The following is a 26,290-nucleotide window of genomic DNA, read 5'->3' on the forward strand; positions in this document are numbered from 1 at the left end:
CAAACGCCAAAGATGAGGAAGGATCATGAGCTATGTTACTGAATTTCCGGCTGCCGAGCCGCAGGAAGCCGTTACCCATTTTCTGCGTCGCCTGAGTGTCGAAACCGACTGTGCCGATGTGCATCATGCCATCGCCAGTCATGAGCAGGACTTCGTGCTGCTGCATGTGGTAGGGAGTGCGGAACAATTCGCCCGTCGTCATGTCCCCGGCGCACTGCACATGCCGTGGAGCCAGATTACTGCTGAACGCATGGCCCGGTGGCCGGACGGCACGCTGTTTGTCGTTTACTGCGCGGGGCCGCACTGTAACGGCGCGGACAGGGCTGCGCTGAAGCTGGCGCGACTCGGGTTGCCGGTCAAAATCATGCTGGGCGGGATCACTGGCTGGGAAGATGAACGCTACGCGTTTGCCAGTCAGGGATCCGTTTCCGCCCTGTGAAGATGAATTTTTTTCAACACCCGTGAAATTTTCTCGTTTGCCGGAGCCGGTGAGGTATGACATCTTTTTTGGACATTTAGACATCCAGAAGTCTAAAGATTCAAATAATGAATTATCACTGCCGGCAATTATTACCGTCAGACAGAGGAGATTTCCATGCAACGACAGCACGCCCCATACCGCGCCGATGTAGTAGGCAGTTTTTTACGTCCGGATGCCATTAAACAGGCCCGCCTGAAGTTCGCCAGCGGTGAGATAGATGCCGCACAGCTTCGCGCGGTGGAGGACGATGCCATTTGCCACGTCGTCGAGCAGCAGTGTGCGTGCGGTCTGCATGTGGTGACCGACGGTGAATTTCGCCGTGCCTGGTGGCACTTCGATTTCTTCGATGGCCTGCAGGGGGTTGAGCGTTACGATTCGCAGCAGGGTATTCAGTTCAACGGGGTACAGACCAAAGCCCACGGCGTGCGCGTCACCGGCAAGCTGGGCTTTGGCGATCATCCGATGCTGGACGATTTCCGCTATCTGAAAAGCATCAGCGGTAATGCGCAGCCGAAGATGACCATTCCCAGCCCAAGCGTGCTTCATTTCCGCGGCGGCCGCAAAGATATCGACGCGACGGTTTACCCGGACCTGAACGTCTATTTTGACGATCTGGCGACCACCTGGCGCGACGCTATCCGGGCCTTCTATGATGCAGGCTGCCGTTACCTGCAACTTGACGACACCGTCTGGGCCTACCTCTGTTCGGACGATCAGCGTCGTCAGATCCGCGAGCGCGGCGATGATGCCGATGAGCTGGCGCAGATCTACGCCCGCGTGCTGAACAAGGCGCTGGAAGGTAAACCGGACGATCTGACCATCGGGCTGCATGTCTGCCGCGGCAACTTCCGTTCAACCTGGATTTCGGAAGGGGGATACGAGCCGGTGGCGGAAGTGCTGTTCGGTACGGTGAACGTAGATGCCTTCTTCCTGGAATATGATAACGACCGCAGCGGTGATTTTGCGCCACTGCGCTTTATTCGCCCGGGCAAGCAGCAGGTGGTGCTGGGTCTGATAACCACCAAAAACGGAGAGCTGGAGAACCCGGAAGGGGTTAAAGCCCGTCTGGAAGAGGCGGCAAAATACGTGGCCAAAGAGCAGATCTGCCTCAGCCCGCAGTGCGGCTTTGCCTCGACCGAAGAGGGCAACAGCCTGAGTGAAACTCAGCAGTGGGACAAAGTCCGTCTGGTGACACAGATCGCCAGTGAAGTCTGGTAAAAACACCGCCCCAGCGCTGCATTATAAAAGTGCAGCGCTGTGCCATTCTGAGTCGTTCTCTTTACATCCCGCGTTCAATCTCCCGCCATAGCGCAATGTTCATTCTGGCATCCTTTTTGCTCCTGCTTCGCTGACACATTTTTTTCCGCGTCCATGCCGTAACGGACGTTTTTGCACAGCGTTCTTTTTCAGGAGTGAAAATATGCAGCGTCGTACCTTATTAAAAGCCTTTGCGTTATCCGCGTCCGTCGTGGCGATGGGAATGAGTTTTGGTGTGCAGGCGGCCGATACCATCAAAGTGGGGATCATGCATTCTTTGTCCGGCACGATGGCCATCTCCGAAACCCCGCTGAAAGATGTCGCGCTGATGACCATTGACGAGATCAACGCCAAAGGGGGCGTACTGGGGAAAAAACTGGAGCCGGTGGTGGTGGATCCCGCTTCAAACTGGCCGCTGTTTGCCGAGAAAGCGCGTCAGCTGCTGAGCCAGGATAAAGTCGCGGTGGTGTTTGGCTGCTGGACCTCCGTTTCGCGTAAATCGGTGCTGCCTGTCTTTGAGGAACTGAACGGCCTGCTGTTCTATCCGGTGCAGTATGAGGGTGAAGAAATGTCACCCAACGTCTTTTATACCGGTGCCGCACCGAACCAGCAGGCCATCCCGGCGGTGGAATACCTGATGAGCGAAGACGGCGGCGCGGCGAAGCGCTTCTTCCTCTTGGGCACCGACTACGTCTACCCGCGCACCACCAACAAGATCCTGCGCGCGTTCCTGCATTCGAAAGGCGTTGAGGATAAGGACATCGAAGAGGTTTACACCCCATTTGGTCATAGCGACTACCAGACGATTGTCGCCAACATCAAGAAATTCTCCGCAGGCGGCAAAACTGCCGTAGTCTCGACCATCAATGGCGATTCCAACGTGCCGTTCTATAAAGAGCTGGCAAACCAGGGGCTGAAAGCAACCGACGTGCCGGTAGTGGCGTTCTCCGTCGGTGAGGAAGAGCTGCGCGGTATCGACACCAAACCGCTGGTGGGTAACCTGGCGGCGTGGAACTATTTTGAGTCCGTGGACAACCCCACTAACCAGGCCTTCGTGGCGGATTACAAAGCCTATGCGAAAGCGCACAAACTGCCGAATGCCGACACTGTCGTCACCAACGACCCAATGGAAGCCACTTACGTAGGGATCCATATGTGGGCGCAGGCGGTGGAAAAAGCGGGCACGACCGACGTAGATAAAGTACGTGCCGCAATGGCCGGCCAATCGTTTAAAGCGCCTTCCGGCTTTACGCTCACCATGGATGCTACCAACCATCATCTGCATAAGCCGGTCATGATCGGTGAAATTGAAGGCAACGGCCAGTTCAACGTGGTGTGGCAGACGGAACAGCCGGTCCGCGCACAACCGTGGAGTCCGTTCATCGCCGGGAATGACAAAAAGCCCGACCAGCCGATGAAAACTGCCAGCAACTAAGCCATCACCTCAGGGAGACAAGCCATGAACGTCATGCGCACGATCGTCGCTCTTATATGGCTTACCGGACTGCTGCCAGGGATGGCGCAGGCATCGGATGCCGATCGTTTCGTTGCTGCCAGCCGCACCCAGCAGGCGGAATTACTGACGCAGTGGGCCGCCGCGCCGGATGCCGCCAGGCTGCCGCTGCTTCAGGCGTTGCAAAAGGAAAACCTGTATACCGACAGCCAAAAGCACGCTTTTGCGCAGCGTAATGGCGGAATGGTTCCCCTCGGTGAAGCAAAGGCGACTGAAGGGCAGACCAAAGCGGTACGGCTGACGAACCGACTGCGCGTACTTGCTGCCACGGCTATCGCTACGCATCAGCTGGTAAGTGACAGTGTCACGGAAAGGCGGGCGGCGGCCCGTCAACTGCAGCGAGATGCGCAACCTGCGATGCTCCCTTTTCTGGAAAATCGGGTAAACCGTGAAACGGATGCGGTAGCGCGTCAGACGCTGCTGCTGGCGGTGGCGAATCTCCAGCTGGCAAGCCCGCAGGCGGAGGTGCGTCGCCACGCTGCTGAACTGTTAGGCCAGTCCGACGATCCGGACGTAGTGTCCCGACTCACCCCGTATACCCAGGCGCAGACCGAGCCGGACGCCGGCGTTCGCGCCGCTGCCGAAGAGAGCCTTAACCAGATAACGCACCGCCTGATGTGGGGCGATCTGCTGGGTCAGGCGTTTATGGGGCTTTCCCTCGGTTCGGTGCTGCTGCTGGCTGCGCTGGGGCTGGCTATCACCTACGGCCTGCTGGGCGTCATCAATATGGCGCACGGTGAAATGCTGATGCTGGGCGCGTATGCCACCTGGATGGTGCAGCAGGCCATGACCAGCCTCGCGCCACAGTGGCTGGCGCTCTATCCGGTTATCGCCTTACCGGTCGCGTTCTGCCTGACGGCGGCAATCGGAATGGTGCTGGAGCGCACAGTGATCCGTCATCTGTACGGTCGTCCGCTGGAAACGCTGCTGGCAACGTGGGGCATCAGCCTGATGCTTATCCAGCTGGTGCGCATGACGTTTGGCGCCCAGAACCTGGAGGTGGCGAACCCGGCATGGCTTTCCGGCGGGGTACAGGTTTTCGCCAACCTGACGCTGCCGTGGAACCGTATTGTGGTGCTGGGTTTTGTGCTGCTGGTACTGTTCTTTACCTGGCTGATTCTGAATAAAACCCGTCTGGGGCTAAACGTGCGCGCGGTGACGCAAAACCGCAGCATGGCTGCCTGCTGTGGGGTGCCGACAGGGCGTGTCGATATGCTCGCATTCGGGCTGGGCTCCGGCATTGCCGGGTTAGGCGGCGTGGCATTATCCCAGCTGGGTAACGTCGGACCGGAGCTGGGCCAGGGATACATCATCGACTCGTTCCTGGTGGTGGTGCTCGGTGGCGTGGGCCAGCTGGCAGGGAGCGTGGCCGCGGCCTTTGGTCTGGGCATTTTCAATAAAATCCTTGAACCACAGATGGGCGCGGTGCTGGGCAAGATCGTGATTCTGGTGGCGATCGTGCTGTTTATTCAGAAGCGTCCTCAGGGGTTATTTGCGCTGAAAGGGAGGGTTATTGACTGATGAGCCAGCCGCTTACCTTAACGCTGGCGCGCAAAGCGCCACGCACAACGCAGATCGCAGGCAGCCTGCTGGTGGCGTGTCTGCTGATATTACCGTTTTTCGCCTTACTGCCTGCAACGCATCCGCTGGCGTTATCGACCTGGATGCTGACGCTGACGGGTAAGATCCTCTGCTATGCCATCGTTGCGGTGGCGCTCGATCTGGTGTGGGGCTATGCCGGTATGCTGTCTCTTGGGCACGGTATCTTTTTCGCACTCGGCGGTTATGCGATGGGCATGTATCTGATGCGCCAGGCGGCGGGTGACGGTCTGCCCGCGTTTATGTCATTTCTCTCCTGGAGTGAGCTGCCGTGGTTCTGGTGGGGCACCCAACACTTCGCCTGGGCGCTGGTGCTGATTGTCATGGTGCCGGGGCTGCTGGCGCTGGTGTTTGGCTGGTTTGCCTTCCGCTCGAAGATCAAAGGGGTCTATTTCTCGATTATGACCCAGGCGCTGACCTATGCAGGGATGTTGCTGTTCTTTCGCAACGAGACCGGTTTTGGCGGCAATAACGGCTTCACCGGCTTTACCACGCTGCTCGGATTTTCGGTGACGGAAACCTCCACGCGTATTGCACTGTTTCTGGCGACCGTACTGTTGCTGCTCCTGGCGTTGGGGACGGGATTTGCGCTGGCAAAAAGCAAATTTGGCCGAATCCTGACCGCCGTTCGTGACGCAGAAAACCGTCTGACGTTCTGTGGTTACGACCCGCGCGGGTTCAAACTGCTGGTCTGGACGCTGTCCGCGGTGCTGTGTGGCCTGGCGGGGGCGCTCTATGTCCCGCAGGTGGGCATTATCAACCCCGGTGAAATGTCACCGACGAACTCGATAGAAGCCGCCATTTGGGTGGCGCTGGGCGGGCGCGGCACGCTGGTGGGGCCGGTGATTGGCGCGGCGCTGGTGAACGGGGCGAAGAGCTTTTTCACCGTCGCCATGCCGGAGTACTGGCAGCTGTTCCTGGGGCTGATTTTTATCGCCGTCACGCTGTTCTTACCACGCGGTGTCTACGGTCTGTTTCGTAAGGGAGAGAAATAATGCAGCCAACGGAAGGATTATTTACCCGCCAGTTGCCCGGCGACCGCTACCGTGACCAGACGGATCCGGTGCTTCAGCTTGAGGCCATTAACGTCAATTTCGACGGTTTCCAGGCGCTGACCGATCTCTCGCTGAATATCGGCGTGGGCGAGTTGCGCTGCGTGATTGGCCCCAACGGAGCCGGTAAAACCACGTTGATGGATGTGATCACCGGCAAAACGAGACCAAAAAGCGGGAGGGCTATTTACGATCAATCGATCGACCTGACCGCGCTGGAGCCTGCGGCCATAGCCCGTCAGGGGATTGGGCGAAAGTTCCAGAAACCCACGGTCTTTGAGGCGCTGACGGTGTGGGAAAACCTTGAGATCGCCATGAAAACCGATAAATCCGTCTGGGCGAGCCTGCGGGCAAAACTCAATGGTGAACAACGCGATCGCATTGATGAGATGCTGGTTTTACTGCGTCTTGGCAACGAACGCGATCGCCGCGCCGGGCTGCTGTCGCACGGGCAAAAGCAGTTTCTGGAGATAGGTATGCTGCTGGTCCAGGATCCGCATCTGTTGCTGCTGGACGAACCCGCCGCCGGGATGACCGACGCAGAGACGGAATACACCGCCGAGTTGTTCAAAACCCTGGCGGGTAAGCACTCCCTGATGGTGGTGGAGCATGACATGGGCTTTGTCGAAACCATTGCCGACCACGTGACGGTATTACATCAGGGGCGCGTGCTGGCCGAAGGCTCGCTTCGCGAGGTGCAGGCCAACGAGCAGGTGATTGAGGTCTATCTGGGGCGCTAAGGAGACAAGATGTTACAGGTTAACGAACTGAATCAGTATTACGGTGGCAGCCATATCCTGCGCGGCGTCAGTTTTGAGGCCGCCACCGGAGAAGTCACCTGCCTGCTGGGGCGCAACGGCGTCGGGAAAACGACGTTGCTGAAGTGTCTGATGGGGCTGATCCCGGCGAAAACCGGGGAGGTCATCTGGCAGGGTAAGACGATCACCCACAGCAAACCGCACCAGCGGGTACAGTCTGGCGTGGCGTATGTCCCGCAGGGACGCGAGATTTTTCCGCGCCTGACCGTGGAAGAAAATCTTCTGCTGGGGCTGTCGCGCTTTTCCGCCCGCGAGGCGAAGCAGGTACCGGAGGAGATCTGGCAGCTTTTCCCGGTGCTCAAAGAGATGAAGCACCGCCGCGGAGGCGATCTCTCCGGCGGACAACAGCAGCAACTGGCGATTGGCCGTGCGCTGGCAAGCCGCCCGCAGCTGCTGATTCTGGATGAACCGACGGAAGGCATTCAGCCTTCGGTGATAAAAGAGATTGGCCAGGTGATCCGCACGCTGGCGAACAGAGGCGATATGGCGATCCTGCTGGTCGAGCAGTTTTACGACTTTGCCGCCGAGCTGGCCGACAGCTATCTCCTGATGTCACGCGGCACCATTATCCAGCGTGGACGGGGGGAAAACATGGCGCAGGAGGGCGTTCGCGGGTTGGTTGCGATTTGAAATGTTATAATATAACATTCTCATTCTTATAAAACGGAATGAGGGGGTTATTTTGGCTGCACATGCTGGTAAATGGATCATGACTCTGGGGGCGCTGCTGGTCAGCGGCCAGCTGTTAGCGCACTCGCACGGTCATCAGATGACCGAAGCGGAGCAGAAAGCGGCGAACGGCGTGTTTGAGGATAAAAACGTGAAGGACAGAGCGCTGTCTGACTGGGACGGTACCTGGCAGTCCGTTTATCCTTTCCTGCTGGAGGGATCGCTGGATCCGGTCTTCAAACAGAAAGCGCAGAAGGATAAAAGCAAAACCTTCGACGAGGTGAAAGCCTATTATCGTAAAGGCTATGCGACGGACGTGGATGCCATTGGCATTGAAAATAACGTGATGGAGTTCCACAAGGGCAAAGCGGTTAGCCGTTGCCATTATAATTACAGCGGCTACAAAATTCTGACCTATGCGTCAGGCAAAAAAGGCGTTCGCTATCTGTTTGAGTGTCAGGATGCCAGCAGCACGGCGCCGAAGTTTGTGCAGTTCAGCGACCATACCATCGGGCCGAAAGCGTCCTCGCACTTCCATATTTTTATGGGCAACACCTCCCACGAGGCGCTGCTGAAAGAGATGGATAACTGGCCGACCTATTATCCGAATGAGATGTACAAAGAGCAGGTGGTAGAAGAGATGTTGCACCACTAGGTTGTTGCGTTTGCCGGGTGGCGGCTACGCCTTACCCGGCCTACAAGTTGCTACGCTACCTTGGGTGACTCACACCACGCCTTCACGTTCATCCCACGCAAAATCATCAGCCACGCAATGACGATGGCGACCATCATAATCACAAACAGCGACCAGTGCGGCAGGTTGGTCAGGATAATCCCGGTGATCATCGGGTTTGCGGCCGCGCCCAGCCAGCCCAGCGCCTGTGCGGAGAAATAGCTTGCCTTCATCCCCGGCGGGGCGATGTTGTCGATCAGCATGTATTCACCGGGTGCATAAATAATCTCACCCAGCGTAAAGATCGCGGCAGCGATACCCCAGTAAATCAGATTCTCCCCGGAGAACATAAAGCCCCCCAGCCCCAGGATAAAAAACAGCGTCGCGGCGGTCATCAGGGGGCGAATATTGCTTGCGGAAATCTTGCGCCCAAGCGCGTATTGCAGCGTCACCACCACGGCGGCGTTAACGGGCAGCACCACGGCGACGACCTTCTGCGCGAAATCGCTGTCGGCGTGGGCGGCCAGAACATACTGCGAAATGCAGCTGGCGAACGATCCGCCCACGTACGACGCGAGCAGGCCGGAGAGGGTGAACCAGAACAGGGCGCGGTCTTTCAGCAACACCGACGGCTGCCAGGGCATTTTTTCCTCGGCGGTATCCAGCGCGACGCTTTTTTGCACAAAGAAATGGATAAACGCGAGCGGCAGCGCGGCGCAAAAAGCGGCCAGCCAGAAGGGCAGCTGTAAGCTGTACATCACCAGCAGGGTGCCGATGGGCGGGCCGACCGTCCAGCCAATGTTCAGGAAGCTATAGTTGAGCGAGAAAACACGCGCTTTTTGGCTTGAGGTGAGCACGTCGGAGAACCAGGCTTTCAGCACCGTCGAAAATACGGAGTAGGCGCAGTTGATCAGGGAAAAGAACAGCACCACCAGCGTGACGTTATCCACCAGCGGGATCGCGACAAATCCGGCAATAAACGCCACGATCGCAATCAGCATGTAGCGTTTTTTATCAAACTTATCCGCCAGAATGCCAAATCCCAGGCTGAACACCACGCCGATGGTCAGCGCAATCGTCAGGGCATAACCAATATTCTCGACGCTCATGTTGTAGACGCGCGTGAGATAAATGGTCATGAAGGGCAGCGTCGCTCCCCGACCGATGGTTAACAACAATGACGATGCCAGCAGCGCTGCGGTTGAGCGCCTGAGAGATGGTTTCATATTTCTGCCCGACAGTTGCTTATGCTTTTATTAGAGGTGTGTTAACAGGATTACCATGACATAAGGGGCTTGTATAGCACCTGGTTTATCCGTAAGTGCTTCAGCTGCCTGCCAGAATTAATGATCTTCTCGCAGCGTCCTTTTTTCTGTTACCTTGAAGTGTTAACAAATTATTAATAATTCAGGGGCAGGGTATGACGCGTAAAGACGGACTGCTGGCGTTGCTGGTGGTCGTAGTATGGGGGCTCAATTTTGTCGTCATTAAGCTGGGATTGCACAATATGCCCCCGCTTATGCTGGCCGGTTTGCGTTTCATGTTAGTGGCGTTCCCGGCGATCTTTTTTGTTGCGCGTCCAAAAATCCCGTTCAAATTACTGCTGGGCTATGGCCTGACCATCAGCTTTGGCCAGTTCGCGTTTCTCTTCTGCGCCATCAAGTTTGGTATGCCTGCCGGTCTTGCCTCGCTGGTTTTGCAGGCGCAGGCGTTCTTTACCATCATTCTCGGTGCGTTCGTATTTGGCGAACGTTTGCAGGGCAAACAGCTGGCGGGGATTACGCTGGCGGTGTTTGGCGTACTGGTGCTGATTGAAGCCAGCCTGAATGGTCAGGATGTGGCGCTGCTGGGCTTTATGCTTACGCTGGCGGCGGGGCTGAGCTGGGCGTGCGGGAATATCTTCAACAAACTGATTATGCAGCACGCGGCGCGGCCGCAGGTGATGTCGCTGGTGGTCTGGAGCGCGTTAATTCCGGTCATCCCGTTTCTGGCGGCGTCGTTTATTCTGGATGGTCCGGATGTGATGCTGAGAAGCCTGGTCGATATCGATTTGACCACGATCCTTTCTCTGATTTATCTGGCCTTTGTCGCCACGATTGTGGGCTATGGGATCTGGGGTTCGCTGCTGGGGCGTTATGAAACCTGGCGCGTGGCGCCCCTGTCTCTGCTGGTGCCGGTGGTTGGGCTCGCCAGTGCGGCGCTATTGCTGGATGAAACGCTGAGCGCGCTGCAGTTGCTGGGGGCAGTGCTGATTATGGCGGGGCTGTATATCAACGTGTTTGGCCTGCGGGTACGGCGGGCGGCGCGCGTCAGAGGCTAGAGCATAAAAAAGCCCCGCAGTGGCGGGGCAAAAACGAATCAGAAGCCGTGCTGATTATAATAAGGCACGCCTAATTCGTCGGATTTGTCGCTACCAGTCCCCATGTGGTTGAAATCATAGGGTGACTGGTCATGTGCTGACGGCAAAATCATCGTGCCACGATTATTTTGCTGCGTTGCACCTGGGGTTTGCTCCGCGAAGGTCTGGCTGGAAAACAGCACCAGCAAGGCGAGGGCGGCGGAGGCGATAACTTTCATGATTTCCTCGGTTACGTCTTTTACAGGCGATGATTAACTACAGTGTTTTAACGGATACAGGTATCGGGACTCTCCGGGTACGCTGGTGATTCGGTACTTATGAGGCGGCACGTCAAAATAGTTCTTAAACGTACGCGTCAGGGTTTGCTGTGATTCAAATCCGTAACGCTCTGCCAGATAAAGGATCGGCTCATTGCTTTCTTTCAGTTTCTGGGCAATTTCCGTCAGCTTGCGACTGCGAATATATTGACCTAGTGAATGGCCGGTCTCTTTTTTGAACATCCGTTGCAGGTGCCATTTGGAGTAACCTGAACGCTCTGACACTTTTTCAAGGGAGAGCGGCGATTCCAGGTTATCTTCGATCCAGTCCAAAATGCTATGAATGGTGATAGCGTCAGTATTGCGTCTGGACATCGTCATACCTCTTTTCTGTTTACGGCAGTATTTTCTTCAGCAAAAGCTCAAGGGTTGCCACTTCATCTGCCGTTAAGTTTTTTGTTAGTTCCTGATGCAGTGTTTGTCCTACTAATTGATGACATTGCTCGCACATGGCCGCGCCATCGCAGGTGAGCTTGACCAGTACGCCGCGTTTGTCATTCGGGTTAGGGCTTCGTTCTACCCATCCTTTGCAGACGAGACGATCCAGCATGCGGGTTAACGCACCCAGATCGACAGAGAGCACCTTTTTCAGCTCAACCGGCGTGATACACACTTCGCAGCGAATGGAACACAGCACTTTGAACTGTGTTGCGGTGATATCCAGCGGTGACAGATAGTCATTGAGCAGGCGATCTTTTTTCTGGTTAACCATATGAATAAGACGACCCAGCGGAACAACGTCGTTAAAGATATCACTGGTGCTTTTCACAATGGTTGCCCTGGCAAGTAGTTTAGTCACGGCAGATATTATTGCTCAGGCAAGTATAAGTCAACTGAATGAATCGGCCGATGCCACGAATTGCTAAAACGTTTCATGAACTTTTTTTGAACGCTTTCAAATCATATAGATAACTCAGGGTTATCCTTACTTACGGAAAATAATCGTTACGTTGCGCAGATGGCTTAACGTCACACTTTCCCCCTATACTTGCGGGGATGAATATGGATAAGGACGACGATGCATTATGTTGGATTTAATTAAAGCAGTGAGTCTTGGGCTGGTGGTGCTGCTGCCGTTGGCAAACCCGTTAACGACGGTGGCGCTTTTCCTCGGGCTGGCAGGGAATATGAACAGCGCCGAGCGTAACCATCAGTCAATGATGGCTTCCGTCTATGTGTTTGCCATCATGATGGTGGCTTACTATGCGGGGCAGGTGGTGATGAACACCTTCGGGATTTCCATCCCTGGCCTGCGCATCGCCGGGGGACTCATTGTCGCCTTTATCGGTTTCCGCATGCTGTTCCCGGCGCAGAAAGCGCATGAGTCGCCGGAGGCCAAAAGCAAATCCGAAGAGCTGGAAAGCGAACCGAGTGCAAATATTGCCTTTGTGCCGCTGGCTATGCCGAGCACGGCGGGGCCGGGTACCATCGCGATGATCATCAGTTCCGCCTCTACGGTACGTGATAGCGCCACCTTCCCGGACTGGGTCCTGACGGTTGCGCCACCGCTGATATTTGCGATTATCGGGATCATTGTGTGGGGGTCACTGCGCAGTTCCGGTGCGATTATGCGCTGGGTAGGCAAGGGCGGTATCGAAGCTATTTCCCGTCTGATGGGCTTCTTACTGGTCTGTATGGGCGTGCAGTTTATTATTAACGGCGTGCTGGAGATTATTAAAACTTACCACTGAGGTGATTGCCGGGTGGCGGCTTCGCCTTACCCGGCCTGGGTTATTACAGGCTTGTAGGCCGGGAAAGCGCAGCGCCACCCGGCACAAACAAACGTCACCCGTGCTGACTCTGTTCCTCCAGCGCCACCGGCCATTTGCGGAAGATGAGCACTGACCAGATAAGCGCGACCAGGGCCGGAATAGCGCCCAGATACCCAATCGCCGACATCGAGACATGAAGGCTAATCTGATTTCCCACCAGCGCGCCCGCGCCGATGCCCAGATTAAATATCCCCGAGAACAGTGACATGGCAACGTCCGTCGCGTCCGGTGCCAGCGCCAGCACTTTTACCTGCATGCCAAGGCCGATGATCATGATCGCCACGCCCCAGAACAGGCTCAGGATCGCCAGATGGTTTTCGCTGCCCGCGGCGGGCATCAGCAACAGCAGGCAGGCGAGCAGCAGGCCAATGGCGCCGCTCACAAGCAAGGAAGCATGCTGATTACCCAGCTTGCCAAACAGCACGCTGCCGATAATGCCCGCACCGCCGAGGATGAGCAGTAACAGGGTAGCAAAATTGGCGCTAAAGCCTGCCACAACCTGAACAAACGGTTCAATGTAGCTGTATGCCGTGTAATGGGCGGTCACCACGATTACAGTAAGCAGATAGATACTCAGCAGCGCAGGGCGACGCATCAACAGCGGCAGGCTTTTCAGCGAGCCAGAGTGTTCGCTCGGCAGCGCGGGCAGCAGCTTAATCAGACACACCAGCGTAACCAGTGCCCCCATGCCGATGGCGAAGAAGGTCGTACGCCAGCCGAAGTATTGCCCCACGATACGGCCAATCGGCAGACCCAGCACCATCGCCAGCGCGGTGCCGGTGGCAATCAGGCTCAGCGCCTGGGCGCGTTTACCCGCCGGGGCCAGGCGTATAGCCAGCGACGCGGTGATTGACCAGAACACCGCATGGGCGAATGCAATGCCAATCCTGCTCATGACCAGCACCGTAAAATTCCACGCCATAAACGACAGAACATGGCTGGCGATGAACAACACGAAGAGACCGATCAGCAGTTTGCGCCGCTCCATCTGGCTGGTCAGCAGCATAAACGGCAATGACATCAGCGCCACCACCCAGGCGTAGATGGTCAACATAATGCCCACCTGAGCCGTTTCCATCTGGAAACTGTCGGCAATGTCAGACAACAGCCCAACCGGAACAAACTCTGTGGTGTTGAAAATAAACGCGGCAATGGCCAGCGTGACCACGCGTAGCCACGCAACCCTGCGGGAAACTGTGTTCGTTGTCATAGGGATGTCGGAGATTCGTTGCTGGAAAGAAGAGGAGACGATCTTAAAACGTCAAACGGCGAAAACTCAACCATTATGTGACGCAGATCTCAATATTTACCTTGTGAAAGCGGTAGCCGGGGAGGGTGTTTTCATTGAATATAAAAGAACAACACAACAAAAACAGGCGGTAAGACAATGCAGGAGATTGATTTTTATCTGGTAGATGCGTTCAGCGATACTTCGTTTGGTGGCAATCCGGCGGCGGTTTGTCCGCTGAAAGAATGGTTACCCGATGAAACGCTACTGAAAATGGCGCAACAGCATAATCAATCGGAAACGGCCTTTTTCGTCTGCAGCAAAGGGGGCATTGAACTACGCTGGTTTACAACGCTCACCGAAGTCAATCTCTGCGGGCATGCCACTTTGGCCGCCGCGTACGTCCTGTTTCATGAACTGGATTACCCCGACTCGCGGATCCACTTCGACACCGCATCTGGCCGCCTGACGGTCAGCCGGGAGGGAGAGTGGATGACGCTGGATTTCCCGGCGTGTCCGACACATAAAGAGACGCCACCGCCAGAGATGATCGCGGCGCTGGGTATCCGCCACTACGTTGACGCCCGTAAAGGGCGCGCGTGGGTGATCGTCCTGGAAAACCGCCAGCAGGTTGAAGCCCTTATGCCGAACCTGTCTGCGATGACACCGGGTGAGCACAAAGTTAGCGTGACGGCACCGGGCGAGGGGGAATATGACTTTGTCAGCCGCTTCTTCTCACCGGGCGTTTCCGTCCCGGAAGATCCGGTCACCGGGTCCGCGCACACGATGCTGATCCCCTACTGGAGTGAAACACTGGGCAAAACGACCCTGTTTGCCCGACAGGTGTCGGCGCGGGGCGGTGACGTGCGTTGTGAGCTGAGAGGGGAACGGGTGCTGATGAGCGGTCAGGCGTCGTGCTACCTGAAAGGCACGGTGTATCTGCGCTAAAAACTGATAACAAGAGAGGGAGAGACAATGCAGGAAATTGATTTTTATCTGGTGGATGCCTTCAGCGACAGGGCGTTTGGCGGTAATGCGGCGGCGGTTTGTCCGCTGGAGGAGTGGCTGCCCGATGAGACGCTGCTTAAAATGGCGCAGCAGCATAATCAGTCTGAGACCGCCTTTTTTGTGCGAACCGACGACGGGTTTGAACTGCGCTGGTTTACCACGCTGCACGAAATTAACCTGTGCGGACACGCGACCCTCGCGGCGTCACACGTGATTTTTGAATATCTGGATTATCCGCATACCGAAATTCACTTTACCACGCGCTTCGTGGGCGAGCTGACGGTCAAGCGCAGCGGCGACTGGCTGACGCTGAATTTCCCTGCGTGGCCGACGGAGGCCGTCGATAATCCCCCGGCAGCGTTGTTCTCCGCGCTGGGCATTACAAAGGCGAAAGAGGTACGCGCCGGACGAGACTATATCGTGGTGCTGGAGAGCCAGCAGCAGGTGGAGGCGCTCACGCCGGATATCGCGGCAATGGTTCCGCTGGGGAAAATGGTCTGCGTAACGGCGCCTGGAGAAGACTATGACTTCGTCAGCCGCTTTTTCTGCCCAGGCGAAGGGGTGCCGGAAGATCCGGTTACCGGATCCACGCACAGCATGCTGATCCCCTACTGGAGCGAAAAGCTGGGAAAAACGTCACTGAACGCACGTCAGGTGTCGTATCGTGGCGGCGATCTGCGCTGTGAACTGAAGGGCGATCGCGTGTTGATCGCCGGTCAGGCCACGTTGTATCTGAAAGGCCGTATCTTTTTGCGCTAGCCGGGCAGCGCGATAAGTTAATACTATGAAGCACCATGGCAGAGCTGCGCTATTTTAAAATAAAAACAGCAAGGAGCCTGCCATGTATTCCATTACCTCTGAATCCGCTCGTCATCCGGACATCCTCACACTGATTGCAGCCCTTGACCGCTATCAGAGCGAACTCTATCCCGCAGAGAGCAATCATCTGCTCGATCTTTCAGCGCTGCCCGACGCATCGCTTATCCTGATGATCATTCGCGACCAGCAGCTTCAGGCCGTTGGCTGTGGAGCCATCGTGCTTAACGGGGATGGAACCGGTGAGATGAAACGGGTCTATATTGACCCGACCCACCGGGGACAGCATCTGGGAGAGAGGCTGCTGGCTGCCCTGGAAGATGAGGCCCTGAGCCGTCATTGCCACACGGTACGGCTGGAGACAGGGATAAAACAACACGCCGCGGTTCGTCTGTATGAACAGTGCGGGTACGAACTGCGCCCGGCATTTGCCCCCTATGTTGACGACCCGCTTAGCCTGTTTATGGAGAAGGCGCTGGTTGAAGACGTTCGTTTAGCAGCGCTATAAACGCTTCCAGCTGGCGGGTCATCGCCCCCCGTCGCCACACCAGCCAGGTGGTGAGCCAGCGCCAGTTTTCAGCCAGCGGCCAGGCCTCAATCTGATGATGTCCTGGCATACTTTCCAGCATGGAGCGCGGCATCAGCGCGATGCCCGCGCCCGCAATGACGCAGGCGAGCATGCCGTGATAGGACTCCATCTCGTGAATGCGGCCAGGCGTCGCGCCGTCTGCATGAAACCAGCTCTCCAGATGTCGGCGATATGAGCAGTTGGCGCGAAAGGCATAAACGTCACTGCCGCTCACCTGCGTGGCGCGTGTGACCTCCGTATGCCCGGCAGGCGTGACCAGCATCATCTCTTCCCTGTAGACCGGCATCCCCTCCAGTTCCGGGTGTGACAGCGGTCCGTCAACAAAGGCGGCGCTCAGCGTTCCCTCCAGTACACCCTCTATCATCGTTCCGGAAGGGCCGGTAGAGAGGGCAAACTGAATGCGCGGATAACGCTGATTAAACTGCGCCAGCGATTCAGGGATGCGCACGGCAGCGGTGCTTTCCAGCGCGCCAAGAGCAAATAACCCCTGTGGTTCATCCCCCGCGACGACCATACGCGCTTCATCCACCAGCGCCAGAATCTGTCTGCTGTAGCGCAGGAAGTTATGCCCGGCGGGAGATAAACGCAAACGCTGGTTCTCACGAATAAACAGCTCAACGCCGAGATCGGCTTCCAGCTGGCGGATTCGTGTTGTCAGGTTCGAGGGAACGCGATGCACCTTCTGCGCCGCCTGGGTGATGCTCCCCGTCAGCGCGACGGCGTTAAACATTTCAAGCTGGGTTAAATCCATAGCATTCTCGTTTCGTGAATAAGGTGGTTAGTATTATTCATTTCTAAGAAATAGCAGAGTAAGCCACAATTAATCAACCGAAATGCGTGGAGAACATCATGACTTATTCATCTGCTACACATGCCCTGTCTGTTAACCCGGCTACGGGTGAAACGATCGCCGCGTATCCGTGGGCGACAAAGGAAGAGGTTGAACAGGCTATCGCCCGGGCTGATGCCGGTTTTCGTCAGTGGCGGAGCGAAAGCGTCGCCCGGCGGGCGCAGAAGCTGCGCGATCTCGGTGCTGCGCTGCGTCATCGTGCGGAAGAGATGGCCCGGATGATGTCCCGGGAGATGGGCAAACCGGTTCTGCAGGCGCGGGCGGAAGTGGCAAAATCTGCGGGTCTGTGTGACTGGTATGCGGAACACGGCCCGGCCATGCTGAATGCAGAGCCAACCCAGGTGGAAAACCACAACGCGGTTATTGAATACCGCCCGCTGGGGCCGATTCTGGCGGTGATGCCGTGGAACTTCCCGCTCTGGCAGGTACTGCGCGGAGCGGTGCCGATCCTGCTGGCAGGTAACAGCTATCTGCTTAAGCACGCGCCAAACGTGCTTGGCTCGGCGGATCTTATCGCACAGATTTTTGCGGATGCCGGTTTCCCGGAAGGCGTTTTTGGCTGGGTTAATGCCACCAATGACGGCGTAAGCCAGGCGATTAACGACCGTCGCATTGCGGCGGTGACCGTTACCGGCAGCGTGCGTGCCGGGGCCGCAATTGGTGCCCAGGCAGGCGCAGCGCTGAAAAAATGCGTGCTTGAGCTGGGCGGCTCTGACCCGTTCATCGTGCTCAACGACGCTGACCTGGATCTCGCCGTGAAAGCGGCGGTTGCGGGTCGCTATCAGAATACCGGGCAGGTGTGCGCGGCCGCCAAACGCTTCATTGTTGAAGAGGGTATTGCGGATATCTTTACCCAACGCTTCGTCGCGGGCGTAGCCGCCCTGAAGATGGGCACACCCGATGAAGAAGAGAACTACATTGGCCCGATGGCGCGTTTTGACCTGCGCGATGAACTGCATCAGCAGGTTCAGGCCACCCTGGCTGAGGGGGCCACGCTGCTGCTGGGCGGAGAGAAAATCAGCGGCGAGGGGAATTATTACGCGCCTACCGTGCTGGCGAACGTTACGCCGTCGATGACGGCCTTCCGCCAGGAGCTGTTTGGTCCGGTAGCGGCTATTACCGTCGCGAAAGATGCTGAGCACGCCCTGACGCTGGCAAACGACAGCGACTTTGGCCTCTCTGCTACGGTATTCACCGCCGACGCCGCGCTTGCGGATAAATTCTCTCGCGAGCTGGAGTGCGGTGGGGTGTTTATCAATGGTTACAGCGCCAGCGATGCGCGCGTGGCCTTTGGCGGTGTGAAGAAGAGTGGTTTTGGCCGCGAGCTCTCCCATTTCGGCCTGCATGAATTCTGTAACGTGCAGACGGTGTGGAAGAACAGAGTGTAATTTGTTTGTAGTGGCCCTCAATTTGAGGGCCACTGTCATTTCTCTGCAATGGTTCTGTCATTTTCGTTTCGTAGACTCGCACGCGTCTAACGTCTTGTTACTGAAGAAAATCATGAACCTAACGCAAATTTTTCGTCGTATTGCGCAGCGCTGTATCCCACGTCAATTTGGCCTGCTGACGGGTATCTTTTGTATTATTGGCCTTTTCTCCGCACTGCAACTCTCCTCATCTTTTCTGCTTAAAGCCTCCCTGAAGGACGCTCAGCGCAACGAGCAGCAAAATCTGCTGGCGTATCAGCAACAGAGCAAGCTTGATCTGGCGCGTGTCTCCCTGCTGGCGGCAAGCGATCTGCTTAACCGCTCCGGCGTCTGGTTTATGCAGGATAAAGAGACCGGTTCAGAAGGAAGCTGGCACAGTCTGATGGATGAGGCGCAAGCGTCGCTGGCGGTTTCTCAGCAGGCGTGGCAAGCCTGGCGGGCACTCAGCCCGCCGGAAGATGAGGCCCTGGTGAACAGCTATCAGCTTTTCTACGGTGCCATTAAAGAGCAATCGGAAGCGCTTGTCAGAACCCACACCATTGATGCCTTTTTTGCTGTCCCGGCCCAGGCGTTTCAGAGCGACTTCAACGATAACTACGCCCGTTATCAGCAGGCCAGCGAGAAGCAGGCCATGCAGGGGCGTCAGGCTCTTATGACGCAGCTTTCAAGGCTGCAAACGTTGTTCCTGATTGCGCCGGTTTTACTGCTCGCCATCGCCGTTGCCGTCTGGTTCGGCATGTCCAGGTGGGTGATCACGCCGTTACGTCGACTGATTGCGCATATTAACCAGCTGGCAGCCGGAGATCTATCCGGTACGCCGCCTGCCGTCAGGCGTTTTAATCGTGAGACGGGACAGCTTAGCGACAGTATCGCCACCATGCAGCACGGTCTGCAGCAGCTGGTGACCCAGGTCAGCCATGCCACGACCGCAATGGTTGAAAATATCGGCTCCCTGGCGCAGGGGAATCAGAAGCTGTATCAGCAATCGGCGCGTCAGGCAAAAGAGCTGGAAGAGGTCACGACCCATATCGCGACGCTGGAAACGCATGTTGAAGGGAATACCGGCTACGCCAGACTCGCCAGCTCGCGCGCGGACGAAGCGCGTCAGGCCGCGGTAGGCGGTGACCAGATGATGTCGACCGTGAATGCGTCCATGCAGGCGATCGTCGAGCGATCTTCTGAAATGCGCGGGATCGTGGCGATGATCGACAGCGTGGCGTTTCAGACCAATATTCTGGCGTTAAACGCCGCCATTGAAGCCGCCCATGCCGGTAACCATGGACGCGGGTTTGCCGTTGTCGCCCGGGAAGTCGGCCTGCTTGCCAGAAAGAGTAGCCACTCAACGCAGACCATCCAGGAACTTATCAATCGCTCTTTGCAGGGCATTGAAGATGGATCCCGGGCGGTGAATTTAATGGAAGACAATTTGCAGCAGGTCACCGGTCTGGTCGGTAACTTAAGCAGTTTGCTGAATGAAATCTCAACCGCTACGCTCAGCCAGGGGGAGAGTATTCACCAGATGACGCGTCAGCTTCAGGCGCTGAATCAGGTTTCCCGCCAGACGGATCTGCTGGTTTCTGACGCCTCAGAGGCCTCTGAGCGACTGCAAAAGCAATCCGATCTTTTATTGCAGGCCGTTTCGCGTTTTCGTCTTAGCGCCTGACGCAATACATAAGCCTCTGTTATACTCGCAGCCCGTTTTAGCCTGAGGGCAAGGAGCAAAGAGTGGCTGCGGTCATCCATAATGAGATGCTGGACGAGATTCTGGCGCAGGTTCGTCCGTTATTGGGAAAGGGTAAGGTTGCCGACTATATTCCGGCTCTTGCCTCGGTCAGCGGGAATAAGCTGGGGATTGCGATCTGTACCATCGACGGACAGCGATACCAGGCAGGGGATGCCACTGAACGTTTTTCGATTCAGTCAATTTCGAAAGTACTGAGCCTGGTTGCGGCGATGCGCCAGTACGAGGAAGACGAGATCTGGCAGCGTGTCGGTAAAGATCCGTCCGGCCAGCCTTTCAACTCGCTGCTTCAGCTAGAAATCGAGCAGGGTAAACCGCGTAACCCTTTTATCAATGCCGGGGCGCTGGTGGTCTGCGATATGCTGCAAAGCCGTCTCAGCGCACCGCGTCAGCGGATGCTGGAGATTGTTCGTCAGCTCTCGGGCGTTGACGATCTTGCCTATGATTCGGTAGTGGCCCGCTCGGAGTTTGAGCACTCCGCCCGTAACGCGGCCATCGCCTGGCTGATGAAATCCTTCGGCAACTTTCATAACGACGTGGCGACCGTACTGCAAAACTACTTCCACTACTGTGCGTTGAAAATGAGCTGCGTTGAGCTGGCCCAGACGTTCCTGTTTCTGGCGCACCAGGGGCACGCGCCGCATCTCGATCAGGACATCGTTTCCCCACTGCAGGCGCGGCAGGTCAACGCCCTGATGGCGACCAGCGGCATGTATCAAAACGCGGGCGAGTTTGCCTGGCGGGTTGGGCTTCCGGCCAAATCCGGTGTTGGCGGCGGGGTCGTGGCGATTGTGCCGCATGAAATGGCGATTGCTGTCTGGAGCCCGGAGCTGGATGAAACGGGAAATTCACTTGCCGGTGTGGCGGTGCTGGAGAAACTGACCCAACGTCTGGGACGTTCCGTATACTGATGTCCGATCTGGATCCGCTTTTTTCCCGCCTGGCGCGATCGACGTTTCGCTCGCGCTTTCGTTTAGGCAATAAAGAACGGCAGTACTGCTGGGACAAAGGACCCGACACCATTGACCAGCATGCTGCGGATTTCGTTAAAAAACGCCTTGCACCGGCGCAACCTGCCAACGACGGTAAACAGACGCCCATGCGCGGTCACCCGGTATTTATCGCCCAGCATGCCACCGCGACCTGCTGCCGGGGCTGTCTGGCAAAATGGCATAATATTCCCCAGGGCGTGCAACTGACTGCGCAGCAACAACATTATATCGTCAGCGTGATCCACCACTGGCTGGTGATACAGATGAACAGCCAAATTTGACGAGTTATGATCCTGTTGTAATTGTGTTATAGATGCAGGTTAAGTTAGTCCCGATCATGCTGACGACCGCAATATTTGCCATAAGCATTCATATGGAATGATATTTAATGCGTTCTGCTCTCACCGCCTTCAGGTTGTTCCAACCCGACACGCCGCTGCGTAATGCCTCGGCGATATTTATTCTCACCACTCTCTTTTATTTTGTGGGCGCGGAATTGCGGCTGGTCGAGGCCTTATCCCTGTTCTGGCCACTGAATGGCGTTATGGCAGGGATCTTTGCCCGTTATGTGTTTCTGCATCGCCTGCATTACTACGCGGTATGTTATGTCGCGATGCTGATGTACGACGCGGTGACGACTAACTGGGGAATGGCCTCGGTGGTCATAAACCTGTCTAACATGATCTTTATCGTCGTTGTCGCCGTGCTGGTTCAGCGTGACAGACGGTTGATGAAGAAAACCCCCGATCCGCTCAACGCATTACGGCTGTTTAACTACTGCCTGATTGCTGCGCTGCTGTGTGCCTTGCTCGGTGCGTTCGGGTCCGTGGGGATAGACAGTCATACCTTCTGGCCGCTGTTTGCCGACTGGTTTAGCGAACAATTCTCCACTGGCGTACTCGTTGTGCCGTGCATACTTACCCTCGGTTTGCCGGTGCGGGAACTCAGGGTAAATCTGGAGAAACTGTTACCGATCGTCGCGCTGGTTGTTTCGGTGGCTGCCTCGGTGGTGATTGGCGGAGCGGGAAGCCTCGCATTTCCGCTGCCTGCGCTTATCTGGTGTGCGGTACGCTACTCGCTGCCTGCGACCTGCCTGCTGACGTTTATTACAGGGGCGATAGAAATCATTCTGGTCGCCAACTCCATCATAAATATCGCCGTGGCGACACCGCTCTCGACCCCTATGATGTTTTCTGCGCGGCTGGGTATTGCCACGATGGCCATCTGCCCGGTGATGGTCTCCGTCAGCATGGCGGCGATTAATTCCCTGATCCGTCAGGTATCCCTGCGGGCGGATTATGACTTTCTGACCCACGTCTACTCGCGTTCCGGGCTTTACGAGGCGCTAAAACGCGAAGAAACGCACCGTCATCCACGTTTTCTGACCGTCATGCTGCTCGATATTGATTACTTCAAAAGCATCAATGATAACTACGGTCATGAGTGCGGCGACCGCGTGCTGGCATCCTTTGCCCGCCAGGTTCAGCAGGTCGTTGGTGAAGACGGGATGGTGGCCCGCATGGGGGGAGAGGAGTTTGCTGTGGTCGTTAATTCGGGCGATGAACAACACGGCTATGCACTGGCGGAACGTATCAGGAGTACCGTGGCCAGCCATCCTTTCACCTGGCGTCAGCAGACGCTTTATCTGACGGTCAGTATTGGCCTCGGAAGCGGAAAGGCGGAGTCATGGCAGTTGACGGAGGTCTTCAACAAGCTGATGGCCGAGGCGGACGATCATCTTTATCGTTCAAAAAAGGCGGGTCGAAATCGTACCAGCGCCCGGCTGGCGGATGAGCAACTTGCCGCCAGTGCCGGGAGTGAAACTGAGCTGCGTTAATCGTTATAAGGCATTGACGTGAATTAGATAGCGGCTTAACAGGATATTCGCACACTGACAATGTCTCTGTTTAAGCTACGCTTTGAGTAACGCTTTACGTCAGGAGACATTATGAAAGCACCTGCAACACCTGAAAATGAAACAGACCGACTTCACTCGCTGCGCGAATCGGGTCTGCTTGAGATCGACAGTTCCCCGGCGTTTGACCGCTTAACGCGCCTGGCGAAACGCTTTTTCCAGGTGCCACTGGCGATGGTCAATCTTATTGATGAGCACTCGCTGATCGTGAAATCGGCGGATGGACAGGCACCCGGTTCCGTTCCGCGTAACATCTCTTTCTGTGGCCATACGATCCTCACTGAAGCTCCGCTGGTGGTAGGGGATATGCGTCAGGATGACCGGTTCGCGGATAACCCGCTGGTGGCCGGTGAGCCCGGCGTGCGTTTTTACGCGGGCTTCCCGCTGCGCTTACGAGACGGCGCAAGCGTTGGCTCGCTTTGCCTGATTGATTACGCTCCTCGCGAGTTTTCAGCGGCCGATCTCGCCGTACTGGGTGACCTGGGCGCGCTGGCTGAGGATGAGTTTGCCGCCATCAGCGCGGCGACCACGGATGAGTTGACCGGGTTATTCAACCGACGCGGCTTTAATCAGCTTGTGCGGTTCACGCTTTCCATTGCCCGACGCCGTGCTGAGCCGTTGACGCTAGGATGGCTGGATCTGGATCGGTTCAAGGAGATTAACGATCGTTACGGGCATGAGGAGGGGGATAAGGCGCTTAAAGTCATGGCGCAACTGATGCGTACCTCTTTCCGTGAAGCGGATCTGCTGGTTCGTTTCGGTGGCGATGAGTTTGCGGTGCTGTTTGCCGACACGGATGAGCAGGGGGCGTGGATTGCCATGCAGTATCTCGCCGAGCAGGTCGAAAACTACAATGCGCGCAAGTTACACCCATGGTCGCTGAAGTTCTCCTGGGGGCTGAGTGAATTTGATCACAACAGTAACGACCTGCAAAAGTGGCTCAACGATGCCGATGCAAAAATGTATGCCATGAAGCAGCAGCGGCAGCGCGGGCGGTGATATAACAAAAGCGTATGACTGACCCGATTGCGTTAAGAAAATGTTAAATGCAAAGTGTGGGTATTCAACGTAAGGACAAACAATGAATACCTCGCTGCATATCCAAAACTTCACCCGTGACGACATTCTCACTCATCTTGATGCGCTGGCCGGGATCCTCGAAAACTGCGTGAGCGGCGGCGCATCCGTCAGCTTCATGTTGCCGTTTAGCCTCGAGAAGGCCCGTTCATTCTGGCTCGGTATTGCTGAAAGCGTAGGGCGCCATGAGCGCGTTGTACTTGCCAGCGTTGATCCCCAGCTGGGCGTTATCGGAACGGTGCAACTGATTACCGACCAGCCAGAGAATCAACCTCATCGTGCCGATGTGGCAAAACTTCTGGTACATGAAAAAGCGCGTCGCAAAGGGGCCGCGATGGCGCTGATGGAAGCGCTTGAGGCTGAAGCCCGCGCCAGAAATATTTCGGTTCTGGTACTCGATACCTCCACCGGCAGCGGCGCTGAGACGTTTTATCAGCGTGCCGGCTGGCAAAAGGTCGGTGAGATCCCGCGCTACGCCCTGATGCCGGACGGTGCCATGACGGCGACGTCCGTGTTCTACAAATTCTTATAATTTTCGTCACAACCACGCCGTGAATTGATCGAAACAGGGTTCCTGGTCGGAAAGTTTTGATAAGTTATCGTACCAATCTTATCAGGCTGTATGACTAATCATAAAAGGAACCCATTGTGAACACGCTTAACCGTCGTGATTTTCCCGGTGCTCAATACCCTGAACGCATCATCCAGTTTGGTGAAGGCAACTTCCTGCGTGCGTTTGTCGACTGGCAAATTGACCTGCTAAATGAACATACCGATCTCAATGCCGGTGTGGTTATCGTTCGCCCCATTCAGAGTGCTTTCCCGCCCTCGCTGAGCACCCAGGATGGCCTCTATACCACCATCATTCGCGGCCTGAATGAGCAGGGCGAAACGGTAAGTGAGAGCCGTCTTATCCGCTCGGTTAACCGGGAGATCGACGTCTACAGCCAGTATGATGCGTTCCTGAAACTGGCCCACAACCCCGATATGCGTTTTGTCTTCTCGAACACCACCGAGGCCGGGATCGGCTATCACGCGGGTGACAAATTCGACGATGCGCCTGCCGTGAGCTATCCGGCGAAACTGACGCGCCTGCTGTTTGAGCGCTTCAGCCACTTCAATGGTGCGACCGATAAGGGCTGGATCATCATTCCGTGTGAGCTGATAGACTACAACGGAGACGCCTTGCGTGAACTGGTCTTGCGTTATGCGCAGGAGTGGGCGCTGCCTGCCGCTTTCATCCAGTGGCTAAATGAAGCAAACCATTTCTGCTCAACGCTGGTTGACCGTATTGTGACCGGTTACCCGCGCGATGAAGCGGCCGCGCTGGAAGCTGAGCTGGGATATCACGATGCGTTCCTGGATACGGCAGAACACTTCTATCTGTTTGTCATTCAGGGGCCTGCATTCCTTGCCCGAGAACTGCGTCTGGATAAGTATCCGCTTAATGTGCTGATTGTGGATGACATCAAACCCTACAAAGAACGTAAAGTCGCCATCCTGAATGGTGCGCATACGGCACTGGTGCCGGTAGCGTTCCTGGCGGGGCTGGATACGGTCGGTGAGGCGATGAATGATGCCGATATCTGTGCCTTCGTCGAAAAAGCGATTTATCAGGAAATTATTCCGGTCCTCGATCTGCCACGTGATGAACTGGAATCGTTCGCCAGCGCGGTAACAGGGCGTTTTCGGAACCCTTACATCAGACACCAGTTGCTCTCGATTGCGCTCAACGGCATGACTAAATACCGCACCCGCATTCTGCCGCAGCTGTTGGCCGGGCAGAAGGTCAGGGGGCAGTTACCACCCCGTCTGACGTTTGCGTTAGCGGCCCTGATTGCGTTTTATCGCGCGGAGCGTAACGGGGAGGGCTATCCGGTACAGGATGATGCGAACTGGCTGGAATGTTATCAGCAGTTATGGGCGCGGCACCGCGATAATCAGATAAGTACCCGTGAACTGGTGCAGGCTGTGTTGAGCGAGAGAGAGCACTGGGAGCTGGACCTGACGCAGGTGAACGGCCTGGTGGACCAGGTGACGCTGGATCTTGATGCCATTCTGCTGAAGGGAATGCGCGCAGCGGTGAAGCCACTTTGCTAATCACGTCACCCGGCTGCGGCCGGGTTTAAATAGAATC

The 26,290-nt window shown here is 56.2% G+C and carries 27 protein-coding genes; 21 read left to right on the top strand and 6 right to left on the bottom strand.

Features of this window, described 5'->3' with window-relative positions; all coding sequences use genetic code 11:
• Window positions 1–25 precede the first annotated feature (25 nt).
• The 8 genes from ABFI50_RS19805 to zinT all read left to right on the top strand — a co-directional run bounded on the left by ABFI50_RS19805 (window position 26) and on the right by zinT (window position 8,044).
• Entirely contained in the window at window positions 26–439 is a 414-nt protein-coding gene (locus ABFI50_RS19805) for a rhodanese-like domain-containing protein (protein ID WP_014883814.1), read from the top strand.
• A gap of 156 nt (window positions 440–595) precedes the next feature.
• A complete protein-coding gene (locus ABFI50_RS19810; protein WP_196347818.1) occupies window positions 596–1,699 on the top strand; it encodes a cobalamin-independent methionine synthase II family protein in 1,104 nt (367 codons plus the stop codon).
• Window positions 1,700–1,901: 202 nt separating this feature from the next.
• Window positions 1,902–3,173 carry an urea ABC transporter substrate-binding protein gene (gene urtA, locus ABFI50_RS19815; protein ID WP_014883816.1) on the top strand — a complete coding sequence of 424 codons (1,272 nt, stop codon included), beginning with the start codon at window positions 1,902–1,904 and terminating at the stop codon, window positions 3,171–3,173.
• A 24-nt stretch (window positions 3,174–3,197) separates the two neighbouring features.
• Window positions 3,198–4,772, top strand: a complete 1,575-nt coding sequence (gene urtB, locus ABFI50_RS19820; RefSeq protein ID WP_045134037.1) for an urea ABC transporter permease subunit UrtB — start codon at window positions 3,198–3,200, stop codon at window positions 4,770–4,772.
• Window positions 4,772–5,845, top strand: a complete 1,074-nt coding sequence (urtC, locus tag ABFI50_RS19825) for an urea ABC transporter permease subunit UrtC (protein WP_023330406.1) — start codon at window positions 4,772–4,774, stop codon at window positions 5,843–5,845. Before urtB ends, urtC begins: the two co-directional genes overlap by 1 nt.
• Window positions 5,845–6,642, top strand: a complete 798-nt coding sequence (gene urtD / locus ABFI50_RS19830; protein WP_023330407.1) for an urea ABC transporter ATP-binding protein UrtD — start codon at window positions 5,845–5,847, stop codon at window positions 6,640–6,642. The genes urtC and urtD overlap by 1 nt, the downstream gene beginning before the upstream one ends.
• A 9-nt stretch (window positions 6,643–6,651) precedes the next feature.
• On the top strand, window positions 6,652–7,350 hold the full coding sequence (gene urtE / locus ABFI50_RS19835; protein WP_014883820.1) for an urea ABC transporter ATP-binding subunit UrtE: 699 nt from the start codon (window positions 6,652–6,654) through the stop codon (window positions 7,348–7,350).
• Window positions 7,351–7,402: 52 nt separating this feature from the next.
• The gene (gene zinT / locus ABFI50_RS19840) at window positions 7,403–8,044 is read left to right on the top strand and encodes a metal-binding protein ZinT (protein WP_117581673.1); all 642 of its coding nucleotides are present in this window, start codon (window positions 7,403–7,405) and stop codon (window positions 8,042–8,044) included.
• Window positions 8,045–8,094: 50 nt separating this feature from the next.
• On the opposite strand, the gene ydeE is transcribed toward zinT, so the two are convergent.
• The gene (ydeE, locus tag ABFI50_RS19845; protein ID WP_032636542.1) at window positions 8,095–9,288 is read right to left on the bottom strand and encodes an efflux MFS transporter YdeE; all 1,194 of its coding nucleotides are present in this window, start codon (window positions 9,286–9,288) and stop codon (window positions 8,095–8,097) included.
• A 194-nt stretch (window positions 9,289–9,482) separates the two neighbouring features.
• Here ydeE and eamA point away from each other — a divergent pair, with 194 nt between their 5' ends.
• Entirely contained in the window at window positions 9,483–10,382 is a 900-nt protein-coding gene (gene eamA, locus ABFI50_RS19850) for an O-acetylserine/cysteine exporter (protein ID WP_014883823.1), read from the top strand.
• 38 nt (window positions 10,383–10,420) lie between these two features.
• Here eamA and marB read toward each other — a convergent pair whose 3' ends face one another.
• Genes marB through marR form a run of 3 tightly spaced genes read right to left on the bottom strand, consistent with a single transcriptional unit; the run spans window position 10,421 to window position 11,507 of the window.
• Window positions 10,421–10,639 (bottom strand): multiple antibiotic resistance protein MarB, encoded by a 219-nt coding sequence (gene marB, locus ABFI50_RS19855; protein WP_014883824.1) that lies wholly within the window; start codon window positions 10,637–10,639, stop codon window positions 10,421–10,423.
• A 33-nt stretch (window positions 10,640–10,672) separates the two neighbouring features.
• The gene (gene marA / locus ABFI50_RS19860) at window positions 10,673–11,053 is read right to left on the bottom strand and encodes an MDR efflux pump AcrAB transcriptional activator MarA (protein WP_008502237.1); all 381 of its coding nucleotides are present in this window, start codon (window positions 11,051–11,053) and stop codon (window positions 10,673–10,675) included.
• A gap of 19 nt (window positions 11,054–11,072) precedes the next feature.
• On the bottom strand, window positions 11,073–11,507 hold the full coding sequence (marR, locus tag ABFI50_RS19865; protein ID WP_014883825.1) for a multiple antibiotic resistance transcriptional regulator MarR: 435 nt from the start codon (window positions 11,505–11,507) through the stop codon (window positions 11,073–11,075).
• A 256-nt stretch (window positions 11,508–11,763) separates the two neighbouring features.
• Between marR and ABFI50_RS19870 the strand changes: the two genes are divergently transcribed.
• Window positions 11,764–12,429 (top strand): MarC family NAAT transporter, encoded by a 666-nt coding sequence (locus tag ABFI50_RS19870; RefSeq protein WP_014883826.1) that lies wholly within the window; start codon window positions 11,764–11,766, stop codon window positions 12,427–12,429.
• A 94-nt stretch (window positions 12,430–12,523) separates the two neighbouring features.
• Here ABFI50_RS19870 and ABFI50_RS19875 read toward each other — a convergent pair whose 3' ends face one another.
• The gene (locus ABFI50_RS19875) at window positions 12,524–13,720 is read right to left on the bottom strand and encodes a sugar transporter (RefSeq protein ID WP_014883827.1); all 1,197 of its coding nucleotides are present in this window, start codon (window positions 13,718–13,720) and stop codon (window positions 12,524–12,526) included.
• Window positions 13,721–13,897: 177 nt separating this feature from the next.
• Between ABFI50_RS19875 and ABFI50_RS19880 the strand changes: the two genes are divergently transcribed.
• The 3 genes from ABFI50_RS19880 (at window position 13,898) to ABFI50_RS19890 (ending at window position 16,070) form a co-directional block, all read left to right on the top strand.
• Entirely contained in the window at window positions 13,898–14,686 is a 789-nt protein-coding gene (locus tag ABFI50_RS19880; RefSeq protein ID WP_023337288.1) for a PhzF family phenazine biosynthesis protein, read from the top strand.
• A gap of 27 nt (window positions 14,687–14,713) precedes the next feature.
• Complete coding sequence (locus tag ABFI50_RS19885) at window positions 14,714–15,505, top strand: PhzF family phenazine biosynthesis protein (protein ID WP_023330414.1); 792 nt, start codon at window positions 14,714–14,716, stop codon at window positions 15,503–15,505.
• An 82-nt stretch (window positions 15,506–15,587) separates the two neighbouring features.
• Window positions 15,588–16,070, top strand: a complete 483-nt coding sequence (locus ABFI50_RS19890; protein ID WP_023330415.1) for a GNAT family N-acetyltransferase — start codon at window positions 15,588–15,590, stop codon at window positions 16,068–16,070.
• Here ABFI50_RS19890 and ABFI50_RS19895 read toward each other — a convergent pair.
• Window positions 16,024–16,902 carry a LysR family transcriptional regulator gene (locus tag ABFI50_RS19895; RefSeq protein WP_014883831.1) on the bottom strand — a complete coding sequence of 293 codons (879 nt, stop codon included), beginning with the start codon at window positions 16,900–16,902 and terminating at the stop codon, window positions 16,024–16,026. The genes ABFI50_RS19890 and ABFI50_RS19895 overlap by 47 nt on opposite strands.
• A gap of 98 nt (window positions 16,903–17,000) precedes the next feature.
• Between ABFI50_RS19895 and sad the strand changes: the two genes are divergently transcribed.
• From sad to ABFI50_RS19935, 8 genes are all read left to right on the top strand, one after another.
• A complete protein-coding gene (gene sad, locus ABFI50_RS19900; protein WP_023337290.1) occupies window positions 17,001–18,389 on the top strand; it encodes a succinate-semialdehyde dehydrogenase in 1,389 nt (462 codons plus the stop codon).
• Between the two features lie 112 nt (window positions 18,390–18,501).
• On the top strand, window positions 18,502–20,091 hold the full coding sequence (locus tag ABFI50_RS19905; protein WP_193970663.1) for a methyl-accepting chemotaxis protein: 1,590 nt from the start codon (window positions 18,502–18,504) through the stop codon (window positions 20,089–20,091).
• Window positions 20,092–20,153: 62 nt separating this feature from the next.
• Window positions 20,154–21,080, top strand: a complete 927-nt coding sequence (gene glsB / locus ABFI50_RS19910) for a glutaminase B (RefSeq protein ID WP_347484887.1) — start codon at window positions 20,154–20,156, stop codon at window positions 21,078–21,080.
• Complete coding sequence (locus tag ABFI50_RS19915; protein ID WP_023337293.1) at window positions 21,080–21,442, top strand: DUF4186 domain-containing protein; 363 nt, start codon at window positions 21,080–21,082, stop codon at window positions 21,440–21,442. Before glsB ends, ABFI50_RS19915 begins: the two co-directional genes overlap by 1 nt.
• Before the next feature lie 107 nt (window positions 21,443–21,549).
• The gene (locus tag ABFI50_RS19920; RefSeq protein ID WP_047345025.1) at window positions 21,550–22,998 is read left to right on the top strand and encodes a GGDEF domain-containing protein; all 1,449 of its coding nucleotides are present in this window, start codon (window positions 21,550–21,552) and stop codon (window positions 22,996–22,998) included.
• Between the two features lie 111 nt (window positions 22,999–23,109).
• Window positions 23,110–24,075, top strand: coding sequence for a sensor domain-containing diguanylate cyclase (locus ABFI50_RS19925; RefSeq protein WP_023330420.1), 966 nt, complete (start codon window positions 23,110–23,112; stop codon window positions 24,073–24,075).
• 82 nt (window positions 24,076–24,157) lie between these two features.
• Window positions 24,158–24,685 carry a GNAT family N-acetyltransferase gene (locus tag ABFI50_RS19930; RefSeq protein ID WP_023330421.1) on the top strand — a complete coding sequence of 176 codons (528 nt, stop codon included), beginning with the start codon at window positions 24,158–24,160 and terminating at the stop codon, window positions 24,683–24,685.
• A 116-nt stretch (window positions 24,686–24,801) separates the two neighbouring features.
• Window positions 24,802–26,253 (top strand): tagaturonate reductase, encoded by a 1,452-nt coding sequence (locus tag ABFI50_RS19935; protein WP_347484891.1) that lies wholly within the window; start codon window positions 24,802–24,804, stop codon window positions 26,251–26,253.
• Window positions 26,254–26,290 lie beyond the last annotated feature (37 nt).

Source organism: Enterobacter sp. HNDS-6 (genome assembly GCF_039850505.1).
GTDB classification, from domain to species: domain Bacteria; phylum Pseudomonadota; class Gammaproteobacteria; order Enterobacterales; family Enterobacteriaceae; genus Enterobacter; species Enterobacter kobei.

Excerpts from the sequence above, each read along its gene's own strand:
- ABFI50_RS19930 (WP_023330421.1), top strand. The coding sequence starts at position 24,158 with ATGAATACCTCGCTGCATATCCAAAACTTCACCCGTGACGACATTCTC.
- ABFI50_RS19890 (WP_023330415.1), top strand. The coding sequence starts at position 15,588 with ATGTATTCCATTACCTCTGAATCCGCTCGTCATCCGGACATCCTCACA.
- ABFI50_RS19925 (WP_023330420.1), top strand. The coding sequence starts at position 23,110 with ATGAAAGCACCTGCAACACCTGAAAATGAAACAGACCGACTTCACTCG.
- ABFI50_RS19805 (WP_014883814.1), top strand. The coding sequence starts at position 26 with ATGAGCTATGTTACTGAATTTCCGGCTGCCGAGCCGCAGGAAGCCGTT.
- ABFI50_RS19915 (WP_023337293.1), top strand. The coding sequence starts at position 21,080 with ATGTCCGATCTGGATCCGCTTTTTTCCCGCCTGGCGCGATCGACGTTT.
- urtD (WP_023330407.1), top strand. The coding sequence starts at position 5,845 with ATGCAGCCAACGGAAGGATTATTTACCCGCCAGTTGCCCGGCGACCGC.
- sad (WP_023337290.1), top strand. The coding sequence starts at position 17,001 with ATGACTTATTCATCTGCTACACATGCCCTGTCTGTTAACCCGGCTACG.
- eamA (WP_014883823.1), top strand. The coding sequence starts at position 9,483 with ATGACGCGTAAAGACGGACTGCTGGCGTTGCTGGTGGTCGTAGTATGG.
- urtE (WP_014883820.1), top strand. The coding sequence starts at position 6,652 with ATGTTACAGGTTAACGAACTGAATCAGTATTACGGTGGCAGCCATATC.
- ABFI50_RS19810 (WP_196347818.1), top strand. The coding sequence starts at position 596 with ATGCAACGACAGCACGCCCCATACCGCGCCGATGTAGTAGGCAGTTTT.
- ABFI50_RS19905 (WP_193970663.1), top strand. The coding sequence starts at position 18,502 with ATGAACCTAACGCAAATTTTTCGTCGTATTGCGCAGCGCTGTATCCCA.
- urtC (WP_023330406.1), top strand. The coding sequence starts at position 4,772 with ATGAGCCAGCCGCTTACCTTAACGCTGGCGCGCAAAGCGCCACGCACA.
- ydeE (WP_032636542.1), bottom strand. The coding sequence starts at position 9,288 with ATGAAACCATCTCTCAGGCGCTCAACCGCAGCGCTGCTGGCATCGTCA.
- ABFI50_RS19875 (WP_014883827.1), bottom strand. The coding sequence starts at position 13,720 with ATGACAACGAACACAGTTTCCCGCAGGGTTGCGTGGCTACGCGTGGTC.
- ABFI50_RS19895 (WP_014883831.1), bottom strand. The coding sequence starts at position 16,902 with ATGGATTTAACCCAGCTTGAAATGTTTAACGCCGTCGCGCTGACGGGG.
- ABFI50_RS19870 (WP_014883826.1), top strand. The coding sequence starts at position 11,764 with ATGTTGGATTTAATTAAAGCAGTGAGTCTTGGGCTGGTGGTGCTGCTG.
- ABFI50_RS19880 (WP_023337288.1), top strand. The coding sequence starts at position 13,898 with ATGCAGGAGATTGATTTTTATCTGGTAGATGCGTTCAGCGATACTTCG.
- urtA (WP_014883816.1), top strand. The coding sequence starts at position 1,902 with ATGCAGCGTCGTACCTTATTAAAAGCCTTTGCGTTATCCGCGTCCGTC.
- ABFI50_RS19885 (WP_023330414.1), top strand. The coding sequence starts at position 14,714 with ATGCAGGAAATTGATTTTTATCTGGTGGATGCCTTCAGCGACAGGGCG.
- ABFI50_RS19920 (WP_047345025.1), top strand. The coding sequence starts at position 21,550 with ATGCGTTCTGCTCTCACCGCCTTCAGGTTGTTCCAACCCGACACGCCG.
- urtB (WP_045134037.1), top strand. The coding sequence starts at position 3,198 with ATGAACGTCATGCGCACGATCGTCGCTCTTATATGGCTTACCGGACTG.
- marA (WP_008502237.1), bottom strand. The coding sequence starts at position 11,053 with ATGTCCAGACGCAATACTGACGCTATCACCATTCATAGCATTTTGGAC.
- marB (WP_014883824.1), bottom strand. The coding sequence starts at position 10,639 with ATGAAAGTTATCGCCTCCGCCGCCCTCGCCTTGCTGGTGCTGTTTTCC.